The organism is Okeania sp. SIO3I5 (assembly GCF_010672085.1).
Taxonomy (GTDB): Bacteria; Cyanobacteriota; Cyanobacteriia; order Cyanobacteriales; family Microcoleaceae; genus Trichodesmium.
In genome coordinates, this window is record NZ_JAAHHT010000122.1 from 1 (window position 1) to 26,620 (window position 26,620).

Genomic DNA, 26,620 nt, shown 5'->3' on the forward strand with positions numbered 1-26,620 from the left:
TAAAGTAAACTTTACTATTGGCCAAGAGTTGAGGTAAGAATCATGGGTACTAAACAAGCGTCTATTTTATTAGGTATCTCTCGTCAACGTTTATTAGTTTTACTCGCTCAAGGAAGAGTCAAAGGAGCCAAAAAAAATGGTAGATTCTGGAAAATTCCAGTATCTAAAAGTGGAATGCCGAGAATAATTCCCGCTCGGCGCGGTCCCGAAGGTATCTGGCGCAAGCAACAAGCGAAGAAAGCACAAATGATTCATGTTAATCAACACAACATTCAAGGTAATAAAGGAAAGCCTCCAGAGCAATTTCAACCAGTAGTGTCTCTCAAAGACAGCAAGCGCAACGATTATGGTTATGAATTATATATTTCAGGTCCTTGCTATATCGTGTATCGACCTTACAAACCAGCAAATTGTGGTGCTCATGTGTGGATTGAGACTTATGAGGCAGTGCAATTTCTACATACTGAATTTAACCTAGATCCAAGTACTGCAAGGGAACCGAGCAAACAGCTTGGCTTAGTTTAACTGGTTTCATTCGTCACGCTTGTTCGTCACAAAAAAATATTTATTCGCTGTGAGCAGCTTAACTGACAATAACTTCAGCAGGCTTTGTGCTGTTTGTTTGTGAGAAATCGTCACAGTATTAAGATTTTGATCTTCTGCCTTTATTAGTTAGGATTGCTGAAGATTGGGAAACAGAAAATGAATAATCTGAAAAGATATAAGAAATATGCCAGAAATTAAAATTAAATGTCAGCACCCAGAATCATTAAAAATCTTTTTAAAAGCAGCATTAGAAAAATAATTACAGTCTTTGTCTGATGGTATTGAACGAACCAAACAAAGATTGCAGAAATTTGAGACTAAATATCAATTATCTACAGAAGAATTTCTCAGAAGATATGAAAATGATGAATTTACAGAAACTCTAGAATTAGACGAATGGATTGGAGAATCTTGGATGTTGAAAAATCTCTGTGAAGAAGTAGAAAATTTAAAGGTGGTTGAGTTTGTTAATTAAGGATTACATTCAAGAAATTCGTGAAGTAATTAACTCTTTTTCATTAGTCACTTCGTTCAGTATTACATCTGATGAACGAACAGGCGATCGAGGTTTTCTTGTAGGTGAAATAAGCTTTATAGATGGTTCTATTCTTTATTGGGGTGAATTTGTAAATGTTAAAACAATAATCTATCGTGGTATGTACGCATATCAATATATGACTGCCTCGAAAAACTTGATTTTTCGTTATGACAATACTAGACACCATAAAAAGCTAAATTTGCCAAACTTTCCTCATCACAAACATGATGGAAGTGAAGATAATGTTATTTCCTCAAATGCTCCTACTTTAGTAGATGTATTGCAGGAAATTGAAAATTTGGGATAAGCATTGCAATTCTGAAATAGGGCGATTTTAATGAATTAATGTACAAAATTAATAGAGGTAATTAAACATGAAATTAACAGCAACAGAACAAGGCTTATTAATACCTAAAGAATTGTTAGGAGAAAGCCAAGAATTTGAGATTATTCAAGAAAATGGAAAAATTATTATCACCAGTATCAAAAAAACACCTTCTATTTGGGATTTAGGTAAAAATCCTGTGGAATGTGATGTAAAGGATGGCGCAATTAACCACGATCGTTATCTGTATAATCAATAATGAAAGAAGTATATTTTTTGGATACTAGCTATATTTTAGCTCTAGAAATAAAAAGTGAAGATGCTCATCAACAAGTATTACAAAATTGGCACTTTATAGCAAAATCTCAGCCTTTTTTAGTAACAACAACATATATTTTTGATGAAGTTGTAACTTTCTTTAATAGTAGAAACCTTCATTATAAAGCAGTTGAAGTTGGCAATCAGCTATTGGAAAGTCCTGATATAGAATTGATTAATATCGATCAAAGTCTATTTAATCAAGGATGGCAATATTTTCTTGCATCATCAAGACAAATCCTATTCTTTTACTGATTGTTTGTCATTTATCATTATGAAACAACGAAAGATAGTTACAGCTTTAACTTTAGATAACCATTTTCTTCAAGCTGGTTTTCAAATGTTACCATGATAACTGATACTGTTACTAACCTGACTTTTCAAGGAGATAATCAATATGCCAGAACTTAAAATTAAATGTCAGCACCCAGAGTCATTAAAAAACACCATTGAAAATATGATACATGACAGGGTAAAATTCCTGAAATTAGGAATTGCTAAAACCAAAAAAAGACTCTTAGAATTTGAAGAAAAATATCAGTTATCTACTCAAGAATTTCTGCTTCGATATGAGAATGACGAATTTGAAGAAACTTTAGAATTGGATGAATGGATAGGGGAAGCTTTGATGTTGAAACGACTCGAAGAAAAGATAGAAAAATTGGGAGATATTGAGTTTGTTATTTGAGGATTATTTGCAGCAACTTCACGATTTAATAGTAGCTTGTGAAGTAGTGCAGCATTTTCAGATTATACCCTCTCAACGAAGTGATGCGAGAAGGTATGATTCGAGGGGAAATAAAGTTTCTAGATAATTCTGTTTTAATGGTGCGAGAATTTGTAGATGTGGAATTAACAATAGAACGCGATATGTATTCGTATCAATATATGACTGTCTTAAATAGTCTGATTTTCCGCTATGATAATACGAGACATCTTAACGAAGTCAGAAGTCAGAAGTTGTTTTTGTAATGGGGATTAGAGCAACACTCCAAAAACATTTCGCTTTAAAAGGCGGGGTTTTAGACTCAATTTTTTTGATAAACATGAGGGTAGTCAAGATAATGTTATCTGTTCAAATGCTCCTACTTTGATAGATGTATTGCAGGAAATTGAAAATATTCTGAGGAGGTAAATATGCCAGAACTAAAAATTAAATGTCAACATCCAGAATCATTAAAGATATTTTTTCAGGATATGGTAGAAAAAGAATTAAGCTTAATATCTAACAGTATTCAACGTACAGAAAAACGACTCTTAGAATTTGAATCTAAATATCATTTATCCACAAATGAATTTCTGCAAAAATATGAAAATGATGAATTTGGAGAAACTTTATAATTAGATGAATGGATTGGAGAATCAATGATGTTAGAGCGATTACGGAAAGAATTAGAAATATATAAAGGAGTTGATTTTGCTGATTGAAGAATATTTTTATTCAGTTAGATTATTGTAGCGATCGCTCTACACTTATTTACGAACAAATCTATTAAGTTGTTTAACTAATAAATGCACTGTTGTGGAAGGATTATTATTAGCAGGATCGGGTGGATTATATTGTTCTAATAACCTCTCTGCATTCTTAATTGCTTGAGGTTGTCTACTAGCTAATATTTCGTACATTTCATCGCTATTTTTCTCATACTTTTGATTCATGTTTTTAGTTAAAAGTTTTTTATATTGTGTGCGAGACATTGCAGTATCACGATAATTAAAATGTAACAAATACCAAAGTTCAAAAGCTTGATTGGAATATGCGACTTTAATATCATTATTTTGAGCATAATTTATTGCTTCCTTAAAATTTTTGACCGGAAATGAATCACGGTCAAATACACACCAAATCTGGTCATAATCATTATCTTCTTTTTTAATTTCGATAGCTTCTTTAACTAAACTAATTGTATTTTTACCAACACCTCGCACATCAATTTCAATTACATCTTTAGGAACAGGAAAACTTTTAAAATAATTTGGTTCTGTTTTTGTTCCTTCACAAACTATTAAAAAACGCTCTTGAATTTCTCGTGTTTCTACTGTTTTATTTCTTGAGCGACTGTATTGACTTTTCCCATTCCTAGAACTTTGATAATTTTTACCAGATGCTTTTTTTCTAGCCATTTTTTTCAAATAATTTTGTTAAATCTCCAAGAAAAGGTATAGCTCCATATCTACCTTTAATATAATCATTTTCAAAAGTTGCATCATTTCTAACTTTGTATTCTACTAAAGAATATAAATCAGTTGCCCCTTGCCGATCTTTTTCTGTAAACCATATTTGGTCTCGTCTGAAAATTTTATTACTAAGTAAATTAGTATCGTGGGTTGTAAAAATTAGTTGAGCATTTTCAGGATTCGTTTGATTAGAGTTAAATAGCTCGATAATTGCACGAGTAATTATAGGATGTAATCTAGCATCAAGTTCATCTATTATTAAAATTTCTCCGTACCTTAAACTCTCCAAAATTGGTACTGCAAAAGCAAATAACTTTTTAGTTCCTTCTGACTCATTATCTTGAAAATCAAATACTACTTGAGATACCATTTTACCTTCAGAATTATACTTTTTATGAAGTGTTTTAATTTGAATTTGGTTAATTTTCACTTCTGCATCAAGCATACGTTTTCTAAATTCCTCTGTAAAACCAGGCAATTCTTCTAATTCTTCTAGTAAAACATTTCTGGGAACAATTTTAATATCATCAATACCTAAATCCCATTTTCTAACTAATTGAATAATCTCATTTTCATATTCACTATCTTCGAGATATTCAACTGTGACTTGTTGATAAACATCACTATGTAGTCCTGAAATTATATTCAAATCCATAAACCATCGCAAAATACTTGTAGAAATTTTGCCGTTAAATTGAGCATTTACAGAAAGAAAAAGTGCATTGTTTCTCGTCTTATCTATAATTAATTCTCCTTCATTAAAAACTTTAGTCGGGATATTGATACCATTTTCATCCCGTTCAAATAGCTTACTTTCCCTAACTTTTGGCACATAAAATAACCATTCAGAAACCACCTGTTTTTCATCCACTTCAAAACCATATCTGTATAATTTATCTTCTAAAATAAAGACTATTTCAAAAAAAGAAGGTTTTCCCTCTGTCTCGGTACTTAATCTAAACTCTTCCACATTAATAGCATCTTCTATCTGAGTTTCTTTTGATGAATTCAGCACAAACCAACGCATAAAAGCCATTGCTTTAATCAAATTACTTTTGCCACTAGCATTAGCACCATAAACAGCAGCACTTTTGAGCAAACTTAACTCTTCATCAACGTAAAAAACATTATTTTTATCAACACTTTTATTCTTGGCAGTAACCTTTGTTACCACCATTCTTAAAGTGACAATTTCTTTAAATGATAAATAGTTACCGACACTGAATTGAATCAGCATAAACTTTTCAATAATAGCTAAAGTGGTATATCTGTGATTTTTTCACAAATTTACCATGATTATACTCCCAAACGGGAAATTTAACACTTTTTTTAAACTAATTTGTGATGATGCTAGTCAATTGATTTTCGACTTCGTTGATATAATCTGTTAATCCTGTACTAACACCTCTGTTTCGTAGAATTTCCAAGTCTGTCTCTTCCCAACACTTCCGTTCTCTTTCAAAGTCTCCTCCTGTGAGTTTTTCAAGCACCACTTTAGGATTTCTCCTGCGTTCAGGTTCTGCTTTTGAATTGGAACCCAGTCTATGAGACTCCTGACAAGGATCGAAATTTAATTGATTTTTGATCTCTTCAAGAGTTTTTTCTTCTGATTTGTTTAGCGGAATAAAACCATTCAAAACCCATGCTTCTCGATTTCGGTTTGCCATTCCCATAACAATTGCGACTTGAGGTTGGCGATCGCTATATTCTGAGCGCACTTGTTCGATACTTTTTTGTCGCTCAGGTTGATTATCTAGATCGCGGATAAAGACAACTGCTTTAATTTGTCGCGTTTTTTGCAGATAAGAGACAAAATTCTGAATTTGTCTTGCTTTTGCAGCATCAATGAGAAAAAAGAAATTTTTTTCTTTTATTCAATCCTCTTCTTTATAAAAAGAGATAATTATTAATTATTAATTATTCATTATTCATTATTGAACCAATCTTCACCTTCAGCATCCCAAAATTCTCCAGTAGTTAAAGTTTGTTTTGCCCATTCTAAATCTGGATGTTCGTCTAATCTTTTGCAATGAGTAAAACCTGAATTATTGTTAGTTAATACATGAACTTGAGAGGGTGTAAGTTCATCAACAATATAAGGAGAATGAGTTGAAAAAATAATTTGCAAATTTGGATTCGCTGCAATAATTTGCTTCAAAACGGACATTAATTCTAGTTGCGCTTGAGGATGAAGTCCCTGCTCAACATCATCTAATAATACTAAATTAGGTGGATTGGGATTCATTAAAACTGTCAATAAACCCAGAGCAAGAATTGTTCCTTCACTAATAGCATGGGCAGGAATACGATCGCCACTTTTCATATCGAAGACTATTTCTTGTCCTGACATTTCCTGACTTTCTTGGTAAGAAATAGATTTTCCATCCACTTCTATTAAACGTTGGCGATCGACTACAACTTTAGCTCGTCTTATACCTAACCTTTTGACACCAGGAACAACTTGTTGCAGCATTTCCTGCAAGGATTGAAATTTATCTGGTGCTTCGTTGCGCAAATAATCTAAGTTCGGTGCTAAACCGGAACCATCAAACTCAATTTGTGGTGTCACTGCATCACTATAAGCAGCTTTAGCAAGATTAGCAGCTATCAATTTTAAGTAAACTGAATATCTCCAATACTCTATTACTGTAGAAGATATTAATGAGATTTGTCCATCTGAACCCTTGTTTTCTTTCAGATTTGAAAATAATTCTGGGAACCAACCAGAACTATCCTTTCTTTGCCAATTAAGAGTTAATTCCAAGTTTTGTATAGGGTTATCTTCCAAAAAAATACTTACAGCAACAGACATCTGATTTTCTCCCTTCATTACTATAAATTCTGGCGAATTTTCATGTTTAAAAACATCTTTAAATGATGAATTATTTTCTTCTATAAGTCTGCTCAAATAATGCAATGCTTGTAAAACAGATGTTTTACCAGAACCATTAGTTCCTACCAGTGCGTGTAGTTGGGAATCATCGAATTTCAGGTTTGTTTTTGGATGACTTTTAAAGTTATATAATTGTACTGTTTTTAACATTAAATTACTAAGATCCTTACGATTGGTAATTTCAGAATTTAATTAAGTTAATTATTCCCAACTTAATATCATAATAGCTACTCATAGAAAAAGCAATAACCCAAAGAAACAGGACTAAAGCCATGGGAACCCAGAAACCCGGTTTCTCGTAGATGTTTATTGTCAAAAACAACAATTTATCGTAGAAACCGGGTTTCTTTGCGTAAGTCCTAATAAATTTATTTTCAAGTCATATAAAATCCAGTAGTATTGGTACAATTAAAGCATCGTAGTGGTTTAGTCGCCAAACCTCTTACAAAACTTGGAATTTTTGCAAAAATACATCTCTAAAAATCAAAAGTAAAATCAATTATTATAGAATAGGCAAACTTTGAAATAATTCAATAGACAGCAAAAAGAATTTTTTTCCAATTCCTTGTTAGTATTGTTTAGTACAAAAGATTGAATAGTAATAAACTTATGGGCTATTTTGATATTCTCATTGAAAAATTTGCAGAAGATCCTGAACTAGAAAAAGCATTTGGCCAACATATTCATTGGGGTTACTGGGAAGATCCCTCTCAATCTAAAGGCACTTTATTAGATTTTGGTATAGCTGCTAATAATCTTTCTCAAAAAGTGATTCAATTAAGCGGCATTAATAATGGCGTTAGTATCTTAGATGCAGGTTGTGGTTTTGGCGGTACAATCGGTATGTTAAATAATGATTTTTCTCAATTAAATTTAGTAGGAGTAAATATTGATGAAGCTCAAGTAATTAGAGCTAGGGAAATTATTAAACCGAAAAATGATAATTACGTCGAGTTTGTTTGTGCTAATGCTTGTGATTTACCAAAATTTCAGCAATTGTTTGATTATGTAATCGTTCTAGAATGTATTTTTTCTTTTCCATCTAGAGAAACTTTCTTTCAAGAAGTTAGAAAAAACCTGAAAATAGGAGGTAAATTGATAGTGGTAGATTTTATTATTAATGATAAAATTTACTACTTTTGGCAAAAGTTAGAGAAAGAAATATTAAATCGCCTAATTACTAATACATACGGAACAAAAGCAACAAATAAGGTGAAATTTATTTCTTTAGAAGATTATAAAAATATTGGGATAAATACAGACTTTAAACTAGAAAAAGTAATTGATATAACTAAAAATGTGCAGCCTACATATTCAATAATCAATAGGTTAATTATTCAGAGTTTCAATGATTGGATTACAGCTACAGGGTTAGAGTATTTTAGTTTTTTTGACTTGATTAAGTATGAAATTCTAGTGTTCAATTGATTTTAAAATCTTTCCATATATAAGAGCAGTCTACAAAAGCGATCGTTTTTTCAAGGAGATAATAAATATGCCAGAAATAAAGATTAAATGTCAACATCCAGAATCATTAAAAATTACAGCAATAGCAGTAGAAAAAGAATTACAGTCTTTGTCTGATGGTATTGAACAAACCAAACAAAGATTGCATAAATTTGAGACTAAATATCAGTTATCTACAGAAGAATTTCTCAGAAGATATGAAAATAATGAATTTACAGAAACTCTAGAATTAGACGAATGGATTGGAGAATCTTGGATGTTGAAAAATCTCTGTCAAGAAGTAGAAAATTTACAGGTGGTTGAGTTTGTTAATTAAGGATTATGTTCAAGAAATTCGTGAAGTAATTAACTCTTGCTCATTAGTTACTTCGTTTATTATTACATTCTGATGAACGAACAGGCGATCGAGGTTTTATTGTAGGTGAAATAAGTTTTATAGATAGGACTTACGCAAAGAAACCGGGTTTTTAGGATAAATCGTCGTTTTTAACAAAAAATATTGATAAAAAAACCCGGTTTCTGGGTTTGCATGGCCTTAGTCCTGATAGATGGTTCTATTCTTTATTGCCGTGAAGAATGTAAATGTTAAAACAATTATCAACCATGGTATGTACGCATATCAATATATGACTGCCTCCAAAAACTTGATTTTTCGCTATGACAATACTAGACACCATAAAAAGCTAAATTTGCTTGAGCATCCTCATCATAAACATGATGGAAGTGAAGATAACGTTATTTCCTCAAATGCTCCTACTTTGGTAGACGTATTACAGGAAATTGAGAAATATCTGGGATAATTATTTACGAAAAAATAGATCAATTAGGAATAGGAAAACTTTTAAAATAATTTAGTTCTGTTTAAATAGAATTACTACACTTGCGTAAATCCTGATAAAATCAAAATTATTCATCTATTACCGAAATATTGTGGTTTAAAGCCTCCCATTTTAAGAGGATAATAAATAAAAATTTTCCTGTTCGTCAATCCTCTTCTTTTCAAGGAGAGGTAATTCTAAATTCTAAATTCTAAATTCTAAATTCTTGAAGAATCGAGGTTATATGCCATCCAATGCAGAACAATTCTTAAGTTCTACTTCTAATATTAAATACTTTGCTTATGGATCTAACTTATCTAAATCATTACTAGAATTCAAATTATCATCAAATCCTCAAACAAAGGAAATCTATAAAACCAAACCTAATTTACTGATTTTAAATTCTCAACCGGCTCTATTAAAAAATTTTGAATTGAGATTTAATTTACACGTGACAATTAATAATATCGATCCAAGTTATGCTAATTTAGTTTATAAAAAAGATTCTATCGTACATGGTTGTTTGTATGAAATATCACCAGAATGTAAAGAAGTTATTGATGGATTAGAAGCTAAAGGTAATATATATCAAGAAGAAAATTTACAAGTTTTTCCTTATCATTCAACAAAGGCGATCACTGCTGTAGCATATATAGCTTACGACCAAGAAATTAAATTCCAAAATCTGACAATTCAAGAGGGAATACCACCTTCTAAAAGATATTTAAAAACTATAATTGCTGGCGCTCAAGAATGTAATTTAGAGCCAGAGTGGATAGAGTTTTTAAAATGTCAACCAGTTGCTACAATACCTATAACTAAATTAAACAGTGAAGAGTTAAAAAAAATCAATGAAAAAGTTTATACTTCTCAAGATTTAGAAAGTAGTAATTTCCCATTAAATGAAGTTTTTAACGAACAGGAACAAATTATCAAACCTGTTGTTAGTAGTATTTGTGGATTAGTATTTATGTGTAATCCAAATCAAGGATTTTCCATCGGTTCAAAATTGTGGATAGAACAAATATTAGGAAAAGATATGACAGTATTTTATGCCAGAAGATGTTCGCGTAACGAAGGTGTTTCATTATATGAAACTGAACAAGATGTATTGTCTGCAGATCGAGATTGTCTAGATTATGTTGTAGCAAATGTTTGTGATTTATTGCTTCAATCAAGAAAAGAAGGAGAAGGTATATTTTTACTTGGTAGAACAACTAACTTTCATTTGTGGCAAGATTATTTGGTGTCAATAAGTTAGAAGGAATAGGGAATAGCGATTGATAATTTACGGATAATAATTGATTTTATTTTTCATTTTTGGAGAAGTCTCTTAAACTGTCAGTTCTTATATCAAATCCGCTTGCTTTGTAGGGGCGATTTCCTGCGGAATGCGGAGCAAACGCGAATCGCCCCTACAGAATAAACCGGGTTTGTAGGAGGTGAATTTTATAAACTTTGGCTTTAAAACCAACCCGGTTTCTCCGCTTTTTGATAACGATACTACCGGATTTGATATTAGCAATAACAGGACTTACGCAGAACCGCTATATCTAGTAAGGGCGAATGCCATTCGCCCCTACAGGTAGTGTATAATTTCGTATTTTGCGTAAGTCCTGAATAAGTGAAAAGATATTCAAATTACAAGAGTTTTCAGATTAACAAACCACATTAAAAAAATGATAATCCTGTACTTCCCACACGGACCACACGGACCACACGGACCACACGGACCACCCAGACCACACTCACTATCTAACGCACCATTTAAGATGAAACAGTCCACTACTCAACTCCTACTCTGGCGAGCAAGATGCTCGCACTGTATACTAATCACATAAACTTACTACCTTTCGGCCAACCATACAATTGTAATCTGTAGAAAAAATTGGGGAACAAAGCAAACAGATACTTAAAAATCTTAAACCCAAAAGGTTCATCATAAGTTCCTACCCATTCCTTACTATTCTCAATCCAATTAACTATTTTCTCAGCTACCTTATCCGCAGGTGGAGCAGAATTAACTCGATTTTCCCGAATCTTATAAGCTTTATCATTCAAACGATTCACCGGTGCCCAAGCAAATTTACCAGCAATTACACCAGGGCGATACAACCGCAGGCGAATCATATTTTTACTGGAATGATAAACAATTGGTCCGACACCAGACCAAAAATAATGTAAGGCTATTTTACCAGAATGATAAACTGGTCCGAAACAGGAAGGACTCCCATCGGCAATTGAACCAATGGCAATTACATCTAAACGTCTACTCCGAGATAATTTTGCTGCTTCAGTACCAACAACCGCAGGCCAAGAATAGTTAACTCTATTCATGGACTCTACTAACTCAATTACAGGGATGCCACCTTCTCCGACTTCGGTCTCAATTTGACCAGCATTTAAAATCACCACATCTGGGTCATACTCAAATAGTTTTCTGGCATCCTCAATAGTTTCCTGGGGAGAAACACACAATTCATCAAAAAAATCTCCCTCTAATTTGGGTTGACGAGTCACGCCAACAACTCGCCACCCCCGTGACTTATATGCTTTACCCATCGCACTACCTAAAGTGCCCGAAATTCCAGTAATTACAACAGTTTTCATTTGATTTTATCTATTAACTAACAGTTCAGTAGCAAGTAGCTATTATATTATGTCTGGTTGAATAAAGAAAAAGCTCTTAGCATTATACAGAGGCTTTAAGTATTACTGATTTTTGCTTTTATAAATTCTCTTTAAGGAGCTGAATAAGCTTTTCTAAATTCTTACCTTTATAGTGTTCTAAAAGTTTAATCGCTGTTTCTTCTGGCTCGTCTATTTTGATATTAATAGTTTTGGGTTTATCATCAATTTTTGAGAAATATTGACTGTCTAAAAACTTATAACTATTACTATCTTGATGACTTCCATCCATTAACTGCCGATAAACTTTCCAAGCTTCAGTTCCTTTCAGAAGAGCATCAAGTTTGGTAGGGTCAAAATGTAAACCTCCATCATCTTGAGCTGCTCTTACCCAGTCTAAGAAATTAGCTCTATGATCTAGCTCTCCACTAGGTGATTTATGTTTATTGAAGCTGACATATTTACTCAGGTTAGGAATGTATATGCAATACCAAGCTTCACGTTCTATTAGTCTTTTAAATTGAGCTGCTATAGACATTGAAAAAGTCTGCATTCTAATATCTTTTGTCAGACCATCTGTACTAATAAAGTTTTTATGAGCTTGTTCATGTAGGTCACGATCTGTTACTTCAATAATGTTTGGTTCTGGTAGATTAGGTTCAATATAAACAAACCCTTCTCGCTTAAATTTCTTCTTCACCATACAATCTATATTCCTCCTCATCATCGTCATCTTTGTTAGTTGCAATTTGCTTTTGTATTTTAATTTGTTCTTCTAACCAATGAATTTTTTTATTAATGGTTTCCTCAGTAGAGTCATCGTTATAAGTGCCAAATTGTCTTGCTGCTGCTTTGTTAATATTTTTTATACTTTCTCCTAATTTTTTACTTTCGTCTTTAGTCAGTTTTTTATTACCCAAATTTAATTCTAAACGTGCTAATTTACGGGTCAGCATTTGCATTCTTTTTTTTGATTTATTTACTCTTTCATGCTTGAGTTCCTTAATTTTTTCAGATTGATATTGATCTGGTTTGAAAATTTCCTCATTTTCAGATTTATTCGGAGTTTTGTTAGTAGCTTTAACTTCTGCTAAACCCATTATTCTAGCTATAATAACCTCATCATAACCAAGTAAATTATTAGTTTCTTTAAATCTTTGGGCTTCCTCAATTAGCTCTCTTTCATGCTGCTCTCCACGAAATATATGACCTTCCAATTCAGCAGTTGAAGCAGCAGGCAAAAAGAAGCCTGAACTAGATTCATTTTCTCTTCCATTACCATTATTAGATTTTGATTTTTCTGCTTCTATTATATCTTGAATAACATGAGTAGCAGCTTTCTCAAAATCTATTGCATACGTTTCTAGAGTATGATGGCGAGGAATATACATATAAGCTATCTGCCTATCTATGTTAGGAATAACCCGAGTAATTCTTCCTACTACCTGCTCAAAGAACATTCTTGTTAATATATTTGTGGCGTAAACGCAAACCCTTAAACGCTTAATAGAAACTCCCTCAGAAACTTTTTTAATAGCTACTATCCACCGAGGCGAATTTTCATCTCCTACTGCAAAGTCTTCAATTAACTTAGAAGCTCTTTCATCTTCATAAGTTACTAAAACAGATTTATCACCTGTTAATTTTTTAAGTAATTGACAGACCTTTTGAGCGTAGGGAGCGCCATCGTCACCTTTGCGAGGTTGACAAACAATTAAACCTGCGGCATTTTTATGATTAGTATTTTGCCTAATTTCTAATAATTTATTATCTGCTTCTTTAATGATATCTTTAATCCAGTCACCTTCTATACTTAGTGCTGTTTGTAAACAGTAACTTTGTTCCCAATGAGTCTCAGCTTCCTCAAAACTTTGTTGATAAACTTTATCGCCTTTCCAGTATTCAAACTGACCATCATATTCGGGAAAAACAATAGGTCTGACTACCCTATCCTTAACAGCACTATCATAACCGTAGCGATAATCAAGACAACATTCTCGATCGCCTCTATTTGTTTCTTCATAAGTTATCCAATTCCCAACAATTTTTTCATTATCGCTGCGAAAAGGAGTACCAGTAGTAAATAATCTGTACCTTGCTTCAGAAAAAGCAAAAGTAAAACCTTCGCCCCAACTATTTTCGTCACTGAGGTGGTGTATTTCATCCCCAATGATTAAAACCCTACCATGAAACTTATGAATTCTTTGCTTGTAGGTAGATTTTCCATTGTCAAGTTGAGGATAGGTAACTACTTCTCCATGATAGTCATCAACTACACAAGACTTAGTTGTTCCAAATAAATCTAGCTCCCATTCCAAAGCATCTCTAGCAAATTGAGTTCTTAAGTGGTCCCCAGGAACACAAATAATTGCCCAGTGAATATAATTTAGTTTCTTAAGAACATATATAACAGCACAAATAAAGTGTGTTTTACCTGCTCCTGGACAAGCTCCTAAAAGAAAATTCGCCTCATCACCCCCAATACACTTTTGCTCATAAATTTTAAATGCTTCTTCTTGCCATTCACGAGGTATAAACCAATCTGGCAAAGTAACACCTAACCAAGTTTGAGCCATATTTTCTCCTGTTCGATTTGATTTTTTGAGATTGCAACTTGGGCATAGAGGTTGAGCATTAGATAGTTCTGTTTTACCTCCTTTACTCCAAGGAATTATATGATCGATGTGAAAGCCTTCCTTTAGTTTACAACCACAAATAGCACAAAGACCAAAGTAAGCATCATATAAAATCTGGCGTTCTGATTTATTAAAACTTCTTTTCATCAAAATCTAAAAAATTTGTAGGGTACATTACTGGCGAGCAAGATGCTCGCACTGGGTTTCGTCAACGTCAAATTATCGCTTTTTGCAACATAAAATCCCCAACCCTCAAAGCATTCGCCGCAATAGTCAAAGCAGGACTAACACCCAAAGCATTTGGCATAAACCCACCATCCACAACAAAAACATTCTCATGCTCATGCAAACGACAATCTTGATCAAGCACAGATGTATTTGGATCGCTACCAAACCGAGTTGTACCTACCTGATGGGATGTATGAATATCATCCTTATCACCCGTTGCTCCAAAAGATAATACTGCTCCTGCTGACCGAAATACCTGTCCTAACTTCCTCTTATAGTACCGAGAACGGTAAACATCATAAGGATGAAACTTATGGAACAGACGAATTTTCCCATCCTTACCTAGTTCTATCCGATTTTCTTCTTGGGGTAAATCTTCCACAATGCCAGTTATTGCCAACATCCGCTTCAGCAGAAATTCAGCGATCGCTTTTGGTATTGGTATAGGAAAATTTTGTTGTAGAGAAAGAAGTCCGGGAATAGGTACTGTTTGAGCTAACCCTAATTTGTGAGGAAATTCCTTACTTCCCAGATACAAATCTGTAAATCCCAACTGTTTAATAAATTTATCCGCTCCTCCCGTCTCTTGTTTAAATAATCCCGCCACTAAAGCACCACAATGATACATATAATTCCGCCCTACTTGTCCGCTACGTCCTGTTAAACCAGACTTCATCAAAATAACCGGACTACCCAAAGCTCCCGCAGAAAGAATATAAACTTTAGCTGTTAGTTCCTCAACCTTGCTAGTTTGGCGACAACGGAGGCGAATACCCGTAACTTTTTTATTGCTATTAGTAACTAAATAGTCTGCTTCTGTAAAAGTTTGAACTTTAAGATTATAATTAAAAGTTGCTTTATCAATAGCACGCACCACTGTAGAAGCACGAGCTTCATTAGGGCAGTAGAAACCAGGACATTTAGAACAACGTAGACAACTATCGAAATCTATGCCAAAGGGGAGATGAAATGGCATTAACCCAGAATCTTTGATACCTTTTTCTAATTTTTGGTTAATTGGTTCCAGTGGCGGAACTTTCGCTGGATAACCCTTGTTTGGTGTTCCCACATTGGGCATTTTGTATGGCCTATCCCCGGCAACATGAAATAAAGCTTCTGCTCGATCAAAGTAGGGAGCCATATCATCGTAAGTAATTGGCCAATCCCACAAGTGACGGGGTAGCCATTTGTCATAAAATTTGCCTGGATGGAAGTCGTAGGGACTTGGGCGCATTAATACCCCTCCATATAAGGATGTGCCACCCCCTAATATTCCAGCGATGTGAAGTTGGGCGCTACGTCCATTTACTTGAATTTGGCGATCGTCGAATGCTTCTTTGTTGATTAACATTCGTTGCTCATCTTGAAACGCTTCAACATCACTAAATCTTGGGCCACGTTCTACCAGGAGAACCCGTTTACCAGCTTTTGCTAGAGTATGGGCGATCGTTCCTCCTCCTGCACCACTGCCGATAATAATTGCATCAAAATCGTAACCCACCACTATCTCCCAATATATATATTTTTTGATTTTTTTATTAATAAAATAGATATAACAATTCCCAAAAAGCGTGAGGTACAAAATTTTAGGTTTGAGGGAACAGGGAACAGGGAACAGAGAATGATAAAGACAAAAAGATAACTGTACCTTACGAGCTTGGGAAACGCTATAAATTTAGCAAACAGAAATTACCAGAAAGATATAAGTAATGTACTGCTAATTTTTTGTTAATTTATATACAAAAATCTCTTTTTATGTAAGCATTCAGCTATTAGCTGTCAGCTCTAAGCTCTCAGCTTTTTAAGAAATAAAGCAAGAATGAGCTTTTACCGAAACAATTAAACAATTAAATAATTAAATAATTCAGGTTTAAAGCCTCCTGGGTAAAGGGGAAAAAAGCGGTTGTTAACGCAGTTTCCCGAAGGGTGGGATGGATAGGTGACCGGCGCCATATCCAATCAACCAAGAGAAATAAACTTTTTCCTTTTAGTCAATCCTCTCCCTTTTAGGGAGAGGTAATTATCCATTATCCATTATCCATTATCCATTATTGAACGATACTTTTAATTCTTTTAAATCATGAAGATACCAATTCCTTCTCTCAAGATAATGAAATTGATAGCTGAATGTTGACTGCTGAATACTTACCTTTTGATAATTTCATAAATAGGTATAAATTGACAAAAATACAATGGTATGTACAACTTATAAAGTCGATAATGATTTGTGAAAAAAATGTAGGGGTTTAGTTTCCAAATCCCATTTAACCTTTGGTTTGGATATCAAACCCCTACCATAAAATGTTGAGAATTTAACTGTGAAAAATAGAAAAAAATTCTACCATTTTGATAAATGTTTGCTACAAATACCTAGGGGATTTTTTAGGAGTCAGGAGTCAGGAGTCAGGAGTCGTATGGGAATGGCTTCAACACCATTTTTTAGTCTAAAATCATCTTTTTTCTCCAAGAGGGATATCCTGTAAAATCTTTTTCTCCCCATTACTATTCATAACATTCTTTTTTCAAATTGGTATTAGTCAGTAAACATAAAGATGAGAAATAGAAAATATTTTTAGATAAATCTTCTCAAATCATCAACTAGCTTCCCAACTTCTTACCAGACAACCAGGTATTAAGACTCCTACTTCAGTAGGAGATACTGTTAACTGATAACTCATAACTGAAATTACTGTGTTGATGATGAAACTTTCTCCTTTTTCTTTTCCTGATCAAGCAATTTTTCTAAACGGTCTTCCCAGCGTTTCTGATTAACATTTGCATCTTGAATGTAGGGAGAAATTGCAATTAATTTCATCATTAATTCATTCAAAAATGAAAGAGGAAAACCCATCGGTCTCATAATATCTAAAAATAAAACTGCACGGACTCCATCAGTTTCATTCCAAGCTTCATGGGGAAAAGAATCATCAAAAATCATACTTTTTCCTTCTTCCCAATGACGAGTTTCATCACCTACCCGAATTCTACATTTTTCTTTTGGTTCAGGTACTTTTAATGCTAATAAATAACGAATAACTCCTTTGTATGGACCTCGGTGTTCGGGAATATGTTTACCAGGCATTAAAATTGAAAAGAATGCGGTTTTCATGCCTGGAATTTTTTCAATTAAACGAGTTGTTTCCGGGCATCTTTGACAATTTTTTTCGGCTTTTATTCCATACCCATACATAAAGAATGTTTTCCACAAATCGTCTGGACTGGTATAATCAGCTTGGTCTGGAGAAATATCTTGGAAATTTGGTAAATCATCTCGATATTTCAGAAGTTCATCTAATTCTTTTCTAATCAATATCCAGTTTGCATCTATCTCATTCACCCATTCAAAGTGGTGAGGCTCAAAAAATGCTGTATCACCAATTAAAGAATACTTAGGAATTAGCTTTTCAAAGTATCCGAGCAGTTTTGCTCCAATGTTATATATTAATATTCTTCTAAATTTTGCCTTTAGATTTTCTAAAGAAAGTTTGACCATAGGTTTTTTTCGCTAGAATTTGACCTGTTTGGACAGTTTTTTTCCAACCAGTTTCAGGTTAATATAATATAGAATTAACTTTTTGTGAGCTGAGAATAATTAAAAGATTAGAAAAAATAATCTATAGCGCGTAGCGAAGCGTGAATAGGGAATAGGGAATAGGGAATAGTAAACTGTTACAAGCTTTTCCTAGGTCATGCTGCGCAAACAGGATTTAGAAATGTCCTAACCTTAATGCGTACCCCTATATTAGTCCAAGATTTTCATTGGTACAAGTTTACAGCAGTTTCACGCCCGCGCGTGAGGTACAAAGCTTTTTTTTTGTTAAAAGCTGGAAACCTGTTAGTAATGAGTGGCAGTTCAAGCATCTTGCTTGTTACAGCCCGGTCAGGCTGTGTTACACTGTAGCTCACCATCCTCATGCATTGCTGTAAAACCTCTTGTAAGGAAATTTCGGATTTCAGATTTCCTAATTGAGTGAGAGGTACTGATAACTGATAACTAAAAACTAAAAACTAATAACTAAAAACTAATAACTGATAACTGAATAGCGGTGCTAAAATTACCAGTAGATCGGGCAAAGGCCATTGTTAAGGGTACAGAAAAATAGATCGACAATCAAGACTTTTAAATATTCCCTGACAATGCCGATCTTTTGCCCCTAAATTCTGCATTAATAATATCTAATAATCTAGTATGAGTGGTACTATCACCCCTTCCCAAACTAATATAAGTCAGTTGTCTGAGACCAAAACGACAACCTTTACTTCTGGTTCTCTAGTAGGAGATTTTTTTCAAGAAACTCTAGCATTAACCCGTCGGTTATTTATCCAACTCAAACGACGGCCAACTACTTTAATTGCTGGAGTTATTCAACCTCTAATGTGGTTAATTCTATTTGGGGCACTTTTCCAAAATGTACCCCAAGGTTTATTTGGTGAAAGTCAAAACTACGGACAATTTCTCGGTGCCGGTATTATTGTCTTCACAGCTTTTGCTGGTGCCCTGAATGCTGGTTTACCAGTCATGTTCGACCGAGAATTTGGTTTTCTCAACCGCCTGTTAGTAGCGCCCTTGACATCCCGCTTTTCCATTGTCTTAGCTTCAGCTACCTTTATTGTCACCCTGAGTTTCATTCAATCAGCAATTATTATTGCTGCTGGGGCGTTTTTTGGTGCCGGATTACCTAATATATTAGGATTAGCTACCATCGCCCTGATTATTTTATTGTTAGTTGTGGGCGTGACTGGTTTAAGTTTGGGTCTTGCTTTTGCTTTACCAGGCCACATTGAACTTTTGGCAGCGGTTTTTGTAATTAATCTACCTTTGTTATTTGCTAGCACTGCTCTAGCACCTCTATCTTTTATGCCTGGTTGGTTACAGGTAGTAGCGAGTTTAAATCCTTTGAGCTATGCGATCGAACCTATCCGTTATTTATATCTACACAATGATTTCTCTTTTGGTAGTGTAGTTATGGAAGCGCCTTTTGGTGATATTTCCTTTGGGGGAGCATTACTGGTGCTATTAGTGTTTGATATTGTGACTCTAGTGGCAATTCAACCTTTGTTACGTCGTCGGTTTGCATAAATTACCAGTCAGGAGAACCGAGTAATTATTATACCCTGCGTCATTGCGACTGGAACAAAGTGGAATGAAGCAATCTCAGAGGTTTACAGAGATTACTATAAAGCTGCGCTTTTCATGTCCGCGACAGTGGAAACGCAATGATGACTATTCAACCGGATTCTATGTCAGAAATTATCTGAAAGTTTTAACTTTCCTGGCGGGAAGTCCCGCGCTCTCCATCCCCCTAACCCCCCGTGCATAGGGGGGAGGGGAGCGTCGGGATGAAACCCTGGGTCCAGATTCAGATACCTTCATAAGCTAAACGTTCATATGCCCAAGACACAAGCTAGGAGCATTTTGTTATTATCAATGTCAACACAGGGGGAGGACATCACCTCTGTCTAAATAGCGGTCAGGGTTTCCCAGACGCTCAGAATCCCTATTTTTCCATCCCCCCTAACCCCCCTTTGAAAGGGGGGAATAGAAGGGCAACGTCGGGAGTATGTCAATAAGTTGAGTTGAGAGCAGTGCTGAAAGTTTGTATCAGCGCTGCTATTTTGTTTTTAGAAATCTCAAGTAATAAAAATAAAATCAATTAGAGACTGAATGCACAACCAAAGATTACAGCGCTTTTCTTTCTTGATGAACCACATCTTCACAAGCAAAACATTGTAGGGACTAACCATGGTTAGTCCCTACTGTGGTCTACCCAAATGAAAAGCGCTGTAAGACAGTCAGAGTGCTTAATGTTCGGTGGGTTAGGGCGGAAACTTAAATTTTGGCTACGATTCATATCAAATCCGGTTAATTGCACATATAGCACTACGTATTAAGGTTAGGACATTTCTAAATCCTGTTTGCGGAGCATTTCCCTATAGAACCCATTTGGGATCTATGATTGGGAAGTGTGGGAAGTGTGGGAAGTGTGGGAAGTGTGGGAGGTGTGGGAAGTGTGGGAAGTGTGGGAAGTGTGGGAAGTGTGGAGAGTGTAGTCCGTACAAGACTCAAAAAATATAGGGTTGTAAATATTCTAGCTCAGACAATGAATAAACAATGCCAAAACGAGCGCTCCCCTACTCCCTCTTTTCTAGAGATATCAAATGGGTTCTATAAGAAAAAGCCTTTAAAAGTCTGCTGTTCTAAGTTTTGTGTTCCCTGTTCCCTTTTCAAGTAGCGCTATAGCATCGTTTGTGTAAAACTTGAGCGATTGCCTCGGGCACCCTTCGCGAACGCTACTCTTCAAGCACTTGATAGATGATCGGTAGGCAACCAACGAAAACAAGTGAGACCTTGAATCAGCGATTGCCTCCGGCACGTTTCACGAAGGCTGATTCATTAATTTCATAACTTACGCAAAGGCACTATATATGGTGTGCTGGTGCGTTATGCTAGCGCTAACACACCCTACCAATAGCATTCATGCGTAAGTCCTAAATTTGATACATCGCTCAAAAATTATATCTTCCATTTGGGATAAATTTTCAAAGGTTTGATTACTTATAGGTTCATTAATTACCGACCAAATTTTTTTGTACATTTTGTACATTATTTAGCCAAATAATTGAACCGCTGTAACCTAATGTCAGGATAATTAGAATAACTCTGATGAGGTTTCTTTCACCCATGCTTACTCCTCTCAATTTTATCAATGTTTTTGATAGCTTGTGGTTGTAGATAGTTTACCTGAAATTATCAAATTTTATACAAATCATACAATGTAGAACAATATTTGCTACAAATTCCTATTCATTGTTCTCTATAAACACAGTTTTGTAACAACTTTTTATTAAATGTATAGAACTCATGTTATATCCGGTTGTATATGTGTCTAAAATATATCATTCTACAATACACAAATTCTATGCAATTTATACTATTATGATAATTAAGATAACTATTACAACGGCAAGTTTACATAAATTATGATTCTTAAATCACACAATAACTAATTACGAAGATTTGATATTAGTATGTATTTTAGTTTTTTCAAAAAAGATTATAATTGCCATTACTTTTTTTCTATACTATATATATTATGGAAAAGATTTTAATGCGAAAACAGTAGTATATATCTAAAGGAAAATAAATATGGCCGGGGTATGTAAAATAGAAATTCTAGAAACAGTTCCAGAACTCAAAACATTGTTAAATCATCAAAAAACCGTCAATGGTTTTCAGAAGATTCAAGCATTGTATTTATTTAAAATTGGTCAAGTGGTAACTGTCAAAGATTTGGCAGTTACTCTTGGAGTAAATCGGATTACAGTGCAACGATGGTTAAGACAATATCGCAAAGAAGGACTTCGAGGGTTATTACAGGTTAAACAAAGTGGGGGGCGCAAACCTGCAATTTCAGCAGAAGCAAGAGATAAGTTGGAAAAACTACTAAATGACCCTGATAATGGTTTTCAGAGTTATGGAGAAATTCAAAAATGGTTGCAAGAAGAATATAATATCAATGCTTCTTACAAGGCAGTTTATGCTACTGTTAGGTATCAGTTAAAGAGTAAATTGATCAAAAATCACAAAAAATAATCGGGCGAAGCGGAAGCGCGTGTATGATATTAATCTTAATTATTTAGGAGTCAGGAGTGGTAGGGGTGATTCACGTACGCGAATCGCCCCTACTAAAAATCATACAATCATTCAGCAACGCCCTTAATTTCTATCATAATAATCTCTATAATAATTTCTTCTCTTTAATTCTCTACCATCAGGTCCAATCTTCCCGTACCTAATCCATCTTGGTTGCACTGGTTTAGGTTCAATAGTAGGTTGGCGATCGTAAAAACTGGGTTTTTTAGGAAAGTCTTTAACAGGGATATTTTCGACTACCTCCCTCATAAACAGTTGCCAATTATAAGCTGCTGTACTACTCGCACCCCAGGTAGGTTTGTTATCGTCATTCCCTAACCAAATTCCGGTTGCCACTTGAGGAATATAACCAATAAACCACAAATCTCGCGCATCCTCAGTCGTACCTGTTTTACCTGCCACGGGGCGATCGTATAAATAAGCATTTGCGCCACTGCCATATTTCACTACATTTTCCAACATCCAGGTAACAATTGCTGCACTATCCCGATCTAACGCTTGCTTTGGTTGAAATTTACTCTCATAGATAACTTCACCATTTTGATTAATTATTTTTTTGATGCCATGAGCAGGAATATATTTACCCTGTGCTGCAAAAGTTGCATAAGCATTTGTCAACTCTAATAAATTTACCTCCCAACTACCTAACGCCAGAGAATAAGTAGCTTTAACCTCAGATTTAATCCCCATATCCTTAGCTAACTTAATCACTGGTTCAAAACCCACATCCATCAATACCTGAACTGCTACCACATTGATAGAATATGCCAAAGAATCAATCATCGATCGCCAACCAGCATACTTTTTACCATAATTTTTCGGTTTATAACCATCCACTGTAAACGGTAAGTCTCGATAACCATCAGTGGGAGGAAAACCAGCAGCAACGGCAGCAGCATAAACAAAACTTTTAAAAGTTGAACCTGGTTGACGTTGCGCCTGAATAGCACGATTAAATTCGCTCTCGGCAAAATCTCTACCTCCCACTAACGCTTTGACCTCTCCGGTAGTAGCATCAATAGCGACTAATGCTGCTTGATCAAAATTTTGGCGAGCGCCATCAATATCAACAGCTTCTTCAATTACCTTTTCCCCTCTTTCTTGCCAACGCCGATCTAAAGTAGTTTCTACTGTCAAACCACCTCTTGCCAAAATTTCTGGGGAAACATATTTTGGTAACTCTTTCTGAATATAGTTACCAAAATATGGAGCTTCAACTATGAGACGTTTCGGCGCACTAGGTTGTATTTCCATTGGTTTAGCGATCGCTATTTTTGCCCGCTCATCAGAAATCAAACCTGCTTTTTGCATTTCTGCTAAGACAAGATTTCGGCGACTTTTAGCTGCTTGTGGGTTAACCAAGGGTGAATATTGACTGGGTGCAGGAGGCAAACCTGCCAAAGTTGCCATTTCTGCTAAAGTTAAACCGGATACTGGTTTGCTAAAGTAAACCCAGGCAGCATCAGCTACACCATAAGCACCGGAACCGAGATAAACTATATTTAGGTATAGTTCCAGAATTTCTTCTTTAGATAACTCTTTTTCCATTTTCCAAGCTAGCATTGCTTCTCGGAGTTTGCGCAAAATAGTTTGTTCCATATCTAGGAAAACCATCCGCGCTAACTGTTGAGTAATACTGCTTCCTCCTTGAACTACATCTCTGGCAATTATATTAAATACAAATGCTCTCATAACTCCTCGATAATCAACTCCTTTATGTTCATAAAAACGTTTGTCTTCAATAGCAATAAAAGCTTGAACTAAAGGAGTAGGAATATCTTCTAATTTAATTTTTTCTCTAGTAGCAGGTCCGGTTTGTTGGATAATTTTACCATCGGCAGCTTTTATTGTTAAAGTACCGTCTCTACTATAGGAGGAAATATCGGCAATTTCTGGTAAACTTTGCTCTAATTTTCGCCACTGCAAACTACCGTAAATAGCAATACTACTAATTCCAATTAAACCTAATCCTAACCACAGCTTTCGGCTAAATAAAATTCCTTTAATATTTATATTTATAGTATTTTTACTTGTTTTTTTGTTGGTAGAATTAGCTTTTTTTTTCTGTTTTTTTATTTGATCGAATTGAGGCGCTCGCCGAGGGCGTCTATCTTTTTCGTTCAACATATTTGAGACTGAGTTTAAGCGATTTTTATTGCTCCTAACTATAGACTCTATATACTTAGATTTTCTGATAATATCTGCCTCTGTTTCTGAGAATATTTCTTTAAAATTTTTCTGTTCTTTATCTGCCATCTGCAACTTTTTCCTCTTCTATTTGTTTTGTTACTATTAATATTTTATTAGTTATATTAAATCCAGTAGCACTGTAGGGGTTTGGTCTCCAAACCCCTACTATATAGTTATTTCCAATAAAAATGAGACGGCTAAATCCTTAATTTTCAAGGATTATATCAAGCTTAAGTGTCTCAATCTTAACTGGAATGACTATATAATAAGTTTATACTATGTACTGAAGCTAGAATTTTATCATCTCCTAAATTATTTTGTGAAAAAAAACTGTAGGGGTTTGGTCTCCTTTCCCCAAGCTAAAAAGGGATTTTGGAACCAAACCCCTACGAAAAAATATTGCAACCTATCTATTCAGGATTGCTATATTAGGTAATTAGAAAAAATATTATGTTTGTATAAGGGTGCTATTAAAAAGTCTTTGTTTGTAGTTGCGCTAGATATATTTGGCCTGTTTAGAACAACTACGAGCTGCTATTATAAGTCTTTTACCATAAAAAAAAGAAAGAGCGAAGACTAGGGAATAGAAACCATATAATACCAATTTGATAAATGTTTGCTGCAAATGACTAGGTTATATCAAATCCGTTCGGGTTCGGTAGAAAAAAATGTTCCATCTTCAAGCATTACCAAATCTTTCTATAATTTCCCCACACTTTCCACACTTCCCACCCTTCCCACACTCTTTTTACACCAATACTACCGGGTTTGATATTATTTATTAGGAGTCAGGAGTCGTAGGGGCGATTTCCTGCGGAATGCTGCTAATTGCGCGAATCGCCGTTACAAGAGTCAGAATGAATGATTTCCATACCATTTTTGAGACTAGAAGTTATTTTTAATTAATTATTCGGTAAAGTCTTTTAATCACAATTATTATTCGTAATATTCTTTTTTCAAGCTTGGTATAACTCTGATCAAGAAAACACTATTCCCTTTTCCCTTTTCCCTTTTCTAAAAAAAGTTTAGAAAATTGTATGAGAAAATTGTAATTGATAGAGATAAACATACCTCCCTTCTTTGAGTTTTCAGTTATCAGAGATTACTTTTCACTTTTAATTTTTAACTTGATAACTTTCTCTCTCCCAAAGAAAGTTGAGAAATTGTAATTGAGCGAGATAAGCAGATATCCCTTCTTTCAGTTTTCAGTTATCAGAGATTACTTTGAACTTTTGAATTTTCACTTTTGAATTGATAACTTTCCCTCTTCCAAAGAAAGTAGAGAAAATTGTAATTGAGCGAGATTAGCATACCTCCCTTCTTTCAGTTATCAGTTGTCAGAGATTACTTTTAACTTTTAATTTTTAACTTGATAACTTTCTCTCTCCCAAAGAAAGTTGAGAAATTGTAATTGAGCGAGATAAGCAGATATCCCTTCTTTCAGTTTTCAGTTATCAGAGATTACTTTGAACTTTTGAATTTTCACTTTTGAATTGATAACTTTCCCTCTTCCAAAGAAAGTAGAGAAAATTGTAATTGAGCGAGATAAGCAGATATCCCTTCTTTCAGTTTTCAGTTATCAGAGATTACTTTTCACTTTTGAATTTTCACTTGATAACTTTCTCTCTCCCAAAGAAAGTTGAGAAAATTGTAATTGAGCGAGATTAGCATACCTCCCTTCTTTCAGTTTTCAGTTATCAGAGATTACTTTGAACTTTTAATTTTTAACTTGATAACTTTCTCTCTTCCAAAGAAAGTAGAGAAAATTGTAATTGAGCGAGATAAGCAGATATCCCTTCTTTGAGTTTTCAGTTATCAGAGATTACTTTTCACTTTTGAATTTTCACTTTTGAATTGATAACTTTCCCTCTTCCAAAGAAAGTAGAGAAAATTGTAATTGAGCGAGATTAGCGTACCTCCCTTCTTTGAGTTTTCAGTTATCAGAGATTACTTTTCACTTTTAATTTTTAACTTGATAACTTTCTCTCTTCCAAAGAAAGTAGAGAAAATTGTAATTGAGCGAGATAAGCAGATATCCCTTCTTTCAGTTTTCAGTTATCAGAGATTACTTTTCACTTTTGAATTTTCACTTTTGAATTGATAACTTTCCCTCTTCCAAAGAAAGTAGAGAAAATTGTAATTGAGCGAGATAAGCAGATATCCCTTCTTTCAGTTTTCAGTTATCAGAGATTACTTTTCAC

Annotated in this window: 25 protein-coding genes; 15 read left to right on the forward strand and 10 right to left on the reverse strand. The window is 34.4% G+C overall.

The annotated features are described in order from the left end of the window. Window positions 1-42: 42 nt before the first annotated feature. From F6K40_RS23870 to F6K40_RS23905, 8 genes are all read left to right on the forward strand, one after another. Complete coding sequence (locus F6K40_RS23870; protein ID WP_293139590.1) at window positions 43-525, forward strand: MerR family transcriptional regulator; 483 nt, start codon at window positions 43-45, stop codon at window positions 523-525. A gap of 289 nt (window positions 526-814) precedes the next feature. Continuing rightward, a complete protein-coding gene (locus F6K40_RS23875; RefSeq protein WP_293139591.1) occupies window positions 815-1,021 on the forward strand; it encodes a hypothetical protein in 207 nt (68 codons plus the stop codon). Beyond that, window positions 1,011-1,391 (forward strand): toxin-antitoxin system TumE family protein, encoded by a 381-nt coding sequence (locus F6K40_RS23880; RefSeq protein WP_293139592.1) that lies wholly within the window; start codon window positions 1,011-1,013, stop codon window positions 1,389-1,391. The genes F6K40_RS23875 and F6K40_RS23880 overlap by 11 nt, the downstream gene beginning before the upstream one ends. A 67-nt stretch (window positions 1,392-1,458) precedes the next feature. Further along, the gene (locus F6K40_RS23885) at window positions 1,459-1,668 is read left to right on the forward strand and encodes a hypothetical protein (RefSeq protein WP_293139593.1); all 210 of its coding nucleotides are present in this window, start codon (window positions 1,459-1,461) and stop codon (window positions 1,666-1,668) included. Continuing rightward, a complete protein-coding gene (locus F6K40_RS23890; RefSeq protein WP_293139594.1) occupies window positions 1,668-1,982 on the forward strand; it encodes a type II toxin-antitoxin system VapC family toxin in 315 nt (104 codons plus the stop codon). Before F6K40_RS23885 ends, F6K40_RS23890 begins: the two co-directional genes overlap by 1 nt. Window positions 1,983-2,124: 142 nt before the next feature. Further along, window positions 2,125-2,415, forward strand: a complete 291-nt coding sequence (locus F6K40_RS23895) for a hypothetical protein (protein ID WP_293139595.1) — start codon at window positions 2,125-2,127, stop codon at window positions 2,413-2,415. A gap of 83 nt (window positions 2,416-2,498) precedes the next feature. Continuing rightward, window positions 2,499-2,699, forward strand: coding sequence for a toxin-antitoxin system TumE family protein (locus F6K40_RS23900; RefSeq protein WP_293139614.1), 201 nt, complete (start codon window positions 2,499-2,501; stop codon window positions 2,697-2,699). Between the two features lie 165 nt (window positions 2,700-2,864). Beyond that, complete coding sequence (locus F6K40_RS23905) at window positions 2,865-3,068, forward strand: hypothetical protein (RefSeq protein WP_293139596.1); 204 nt, start codon at window positions 2,865-2,867, stop codon at window positions 3,066-3,068. Window positions 3,069-3,200: 132 nt separating this feature from the next. Here the strand turns inward: F6K40_RS23905 and F6K40_RS23910 are convergent, their stop codons facing one another. The 4 genes from F6K40_RS23910 to F6K40_RS23925 all read right to left on the reverse strand — a co-directional run bounded on the left by F6K40_RS23910 (window position 3,201) and on the right by F6K40_RS23925 (window position 6,948). Then, complete coding sequence (locus F6K40_RS23910; RefSeq protein WP_293139597.1) at window positions 3,201-3,851, reverse strand: RloB family protein; 651 nt, start codon at window positions 3,849-3,851, stop codon at window positions 3,201-3,203. Further along, the gene (locus F6K40_RS23915; RefSeq protein WP_293139598.1) at window positions 3,844-5,142 is read right to left on the reverse strand and encodes an AAA family ATPase; all 1,299 of its coding nucleotides are present in this window, start codon (window positions 5,140-5,142) and stop codon (window positions 3,844-3,846) included. Before F6K40_RS23915 ends, F6K40_RS23910 begins: the two co-directional genes overlap by 8 nt. 97 nt (window positions 5,143-5,239) lie before the next feature. Continuing rightward, complete coding sequence (locus tag F6K40_RS23920; RefSeq protein ID WP_293139599.1) at window positions 5,240-5,623, reverse strand: hypothetical protein; 384 nt, start codon at window positions 5,621-5,623, stop codon at window positions 5,240-5,242. A 206-nt stretch (window positions 5,624-5,829) separates the two neighbouring features. Next, window positions 5,830-6,948, reverse strand: coding sequence for an AAA family ATPase (locus F6K40_RS23925; RefSeq protein ID WP_293139600.1), 1,119 nt, complete (start codon window positions 6,946-6,948; stop codon window positions 5,830-5,832). A gap of 459 nt (window positions 6,949-7,407) precedes the next feature. On the opposite strand from F6K40_RS23925, the gene F6K40_RS23930 reads away from it, so the two are divergent. From F6K40_RS23930 to F6K40_RS23945, 4 genes are all read left to right on the forward strand, one after another. After that, window positions 7,408-8,226 carry a class I SAM-dependent methyltransferase gene (locus F6K40_RS23930; RefSeq protein ID WP_293139601.1) on the forward strand — a complete coding sequence of 273 codons (819 nt, stop codon included), beginning with the start codon at window positions 7,408-7,410 and terminating at the stop codon, window positions 8,224-8,226. Between the two features lie 67 nt (window positions 8,227-8,293). Beyond that, window positions 8,294-8,581: a hypothetical protein gene (locus F6K40_RS23935; protein WP_293139602.1), complete on the forward strand. Its 288-nt coding sequence runs from the start codon at window positions 8,294-8,296 to the stop codon at window positions 8,579-8,581. Between the two features lie 232 nt (window positions 8,582-8,813). Further along, window positions 8,814-9,065 (forward strand): toxin-antitoxin system TumE family protein, encoded by a 252-nt coding sequence (locus F6K40_RS23940; RefSeq protein ID WP_293139603.1) that lies wholly within the window; start codon window positions 8,814-8,816, stop codon window positions 9,063-9,065. Between the two features lie 262 nt (window positions 9,066-9,327). Next, window positions 9,328-10,344 (forward strand): gamma-glutamylcyclotransferase family protein, encoded by a 1,017-nt coding sequence (locus F6K40_RS23945; protein WP_293139604.1) that lies wholly within the window; start codon window positions 9,328-9,330, stop codon window positions 10,342-10,344. Between the two features lie 572 nt (window positions 10,345-10,916). Here F6K40_RS23945 and F6K40_RS23950 read toward each other — a convergent pair. The 5 genes from F6K40_RS23950 to F6K40_RS23970 form a co-directional block, all read right to left on the reverse strand. Beyond that, on the reverse strand, window positions 10,917-11,693 hold the full coding sequence (locus F6K40_RS23950) for an NAD-dependent epimerase/dehydratase family protein (protein WP_293139605.1): 777 nt from the start codon (window positions 11,691-11,693) through the stop codon (window positions 10,917-10,919). Between the two features lie 118 nt (window positions 11,694-11,811). Beyond that, window positions 11,812-12,414, reverse strand: a complete 603-nt coding sequence (locus tag F6K40_RS23955) for a hypothetical protein (RefSeq protein ID WP_293139606.1) — start codon at window positions 12,412-12,414, stop codon at window positions 11,812-11,814. Continuing rightward, complete coding sequence (locus F6K40_RS23960) at window positions 12,395-14,494, reverse strand: HNH endonuclease (protein ID WP_293139607.1); 2,100 nt, start codon at window positions 14,492-14,494, stop codon at window positions 12,395-12,397. Before F6K40_RS23960 ends, F6K40_RS23955 begins: the two co-directional genes overlap by 20 nt. A 67-nt stretch (window positions 14,495-14,561) precedes the next feature. After that, complete coding sequence (locus tag F6K40_RS23965; protein ID WP_293139608.1) at window positions 14,562-16,079, reverse strand: GMC family oxidoreductase N-terminal domain-containing protein; 1,518 nt, start codon at window positions 16,077-16,079, stop codon at window positions 14,562-14,564. Window positions 16,080-17,261: 1,182 nt separating this feature from the next. Further along, complete coding sequence (locus F6K40_RS23970) at window positions 17,262-18,068, reverse strand: aspartyl/asparaginyl beta-hydroxylase domain-containing protein (RefSeq protein WP_293139609.1); 807 nt, start codon at window positions 18,066-18,068, stop codon at window positions 17,262-17,264. A 696-nt stretch (window positions 18,069-18,764) separates the two neighbouring features. On the opposite strand from F6K40_RS23970, the gene F6K40_RS23975 reads away from it, so the two are divergent. The 3 genes from F6K40_RS23975 (at window position 18,765) to F6K40_RS23985 (ending at window position 22,169) form a co-directional block, all read left to right on the forward strand. Next, on the forward strand, window positions 18,765-19,655 hold the full coding sequence (locus tag F6K40_RS23975) for an ABC transporter permease (RefSeq protein WP_293139610.1): 891 nt from the start codon (window positions 18,765-18,767) through the stop codon (window positions 19,653-19,655). 877 nt (window positions 19,656-20,532) lie between these two features. After that, window positions 20,533-20,808 carry a hypothetical protein gene (locus F6K40_RS23980; protein WP_293139611.1) on the forward strand — a complete coding sequence of 92 codons (276 nt, stop codon included), beginning with the start codon at window positions 20,533-20,535 and terminating at the stop codon, window positions 20,806-20,808. Between the two features lie 914 nt (window positions 20,809-21,722). Then, window positions 21,723-22,169: a helix-turn-helix domain-containing protein gene (locus F6K40_RS23985; protein ID WP_293139612.1), complete on the forward strand. Its 447-nt coding sequence runs from the start codon at window positions 21,723-21,725 to the stop codon at window positions 22,167-22,169. Between the two features lie 123 nt (window positions 22,170-22,292). Here F6K40_RS23985 and F6K40_RS23990 read toward each other — a convergent pair whose 3' ends face one another. Beyond that, window positions 22,293-24,485, reverse strand: coding sequence for a transglycosylase domain-containing protein (locus F6K40_RS23990; protein WP_293139613.1), 2,193 nt, complete (start codon window positions 24,483-24,485; stop codon window positions 22,293-22,295). Window positions 24,486-26,620 lie beyond the last annotated feature (2,135 nt).

What these genes read in the sequence shown, in the direction of transcription:
- F6K40_RS23870 (WP_293139590.1), top strand. Translation starts at nt 43, where the DNA reads ATGGGTACTAAACAAGCGTCTATTTTATTAGGTATCTCTCGTCAACGT.
- F6K40_RS23885 (WP_293139593.1), top strand. Translation starts at nt 1,459, where the DNA reads ATGAAATTAACAGCAACAGAACAAGGCTTATTAATACCTAAAGAATTG.
- F6K40_RS23890 (WP_293139594.1), top strand. Translation starts at nt 1,668, where the DNA reads ATGAAAGAAGTATATTTTTTGGATACTAGCTATATTTTAGCTCTAGAA.
- F6K40_RS23895 (WP_293139595.1), top strand. Translation starts at nt 2,125, where the DNA reads ATGCCAGAACTTAAAATTAAATGTCAGCACCCAGAGTCATTAAAAAAC.
- F6K40_RS23900 (WP_293139614.1), top strand. Translation starts at nt 2,499, where the DNA reads ATGCGAGAAGGTATGATTCGAGGGGAAATAAAGTTTCTAGATAATTCT.
- F6K40_RS23905 (WP_293139596.1), top strand. Translation starts at nt 2,865, where the DNA reads ATGCCAGAACTAAAAATTAAATGTCAACATCCAGAATCATTAAAGATA.
- F6K40_RS23910 (WP_293139597.1), bottom strand. Translation starts at nt 3,851, where the DNA reads ATGGCTAGAAAAAAAGCATCTGGTAAAAATTATCAAAGTTCTAGGAAT.
- F6K40_RS23915 (WP_293139598.1), bottom strand. Translation starts at nt 5,142, where the DNA reads ATGCTGATTCAATTCAGTGTCGGTAACTATTTATCATTTAAAGAAATT.
- F6K40_RS23925 (WP_293139600.1), bottom strand. Translation starts at nt 6,948, where the DNA reads ATGTTAAAAACAGTACAATTATATAACTTTAAAAGTCATCCAAAAACA.
- F6K40_RS23930 (WP_293139601.1), top strand. Translation starts at nt 7,408, where the DNA reads ATGGGCTATTTTGATATTCTCATTGAAAAATTTGCAGAAGATCCTGAA.
- F6K40_RS23935 (WP_293139602.1), top strand. Translation starts at nt 8,294, where the DNA reads ATGCCAGAAATAAAGATTAAATGTCAACATCCAGAATCATTAAAAATT.
- F6K40_RS23940 (WP_293139603.1), top strand. Translation starts at nt 8,814, where the DNA reads ATGGTTCTATTCTTTATTGCCGTGAAGAATGTAAATGTTAAAACAATT.
- F6K40_RS23945 (WP_293139604.1), top strand. Translation starts at nt 9,328, where the DNA reads ATGCCATCCAATGCAGAACAATTCTTAAGTTCTACTTCTAATATTAAA.
- F6K40_RS23950 (WP_293139605.1), bottom strand. Translation starts at nt 11,693, where the DNA reads ATGAAAACTGTTGTAATTACTGGAATTTCGGGCACTTTAGGTAGTGCG.
- F6K40_RS23955 (WP_293139606.1), bottom strand. Translation starts at nt 12,414, where the DNA reads ATGGTGAAGAAGAAATTTAAGCGAGAAGGGTTTGTTTATATTGAACCT.
- F6K40_RS23960 (WP_293139607.1), bottom strand. Translation starts at nt 14,494, where the DNA reads ATGAAAAGAAGTTTTAATAAATCAGAACGCCAGATTTTATATGATGCT.
- F6K40_RS23970 (WP_293139609.1), bottom strand. Translation starts at nt 18,068, where the DNA reads ATGGTCAAACTTTCTTTAGAAAATCTAAAGGCAAAATTTAGAAGAATA.
- F6K40_RS23975 (WP_293139610.1), top strand. Translation starts at nt 18,765, where the DNA reads ATGAGTGGTACTATCACCCCTTCCCAAACTAATATAAGTCAGTTGTCT.
- F6K40_RS23985 (WP_293139612.1), top strand. Translation starts at nt 21,723, where the DNA reads ATGGCCGGGGTATGTAAAATAGAAATTCTAGAAACAGTTCCAGAACTC.
- F6K40_RS23990 (WP_293139613.1), bottom strand. Translation starts at nt 24,485, where the DNA reads ATGGCAGATAAAGAACAGAAAAATTTTAAAGAAATATTCTCAGAAACA.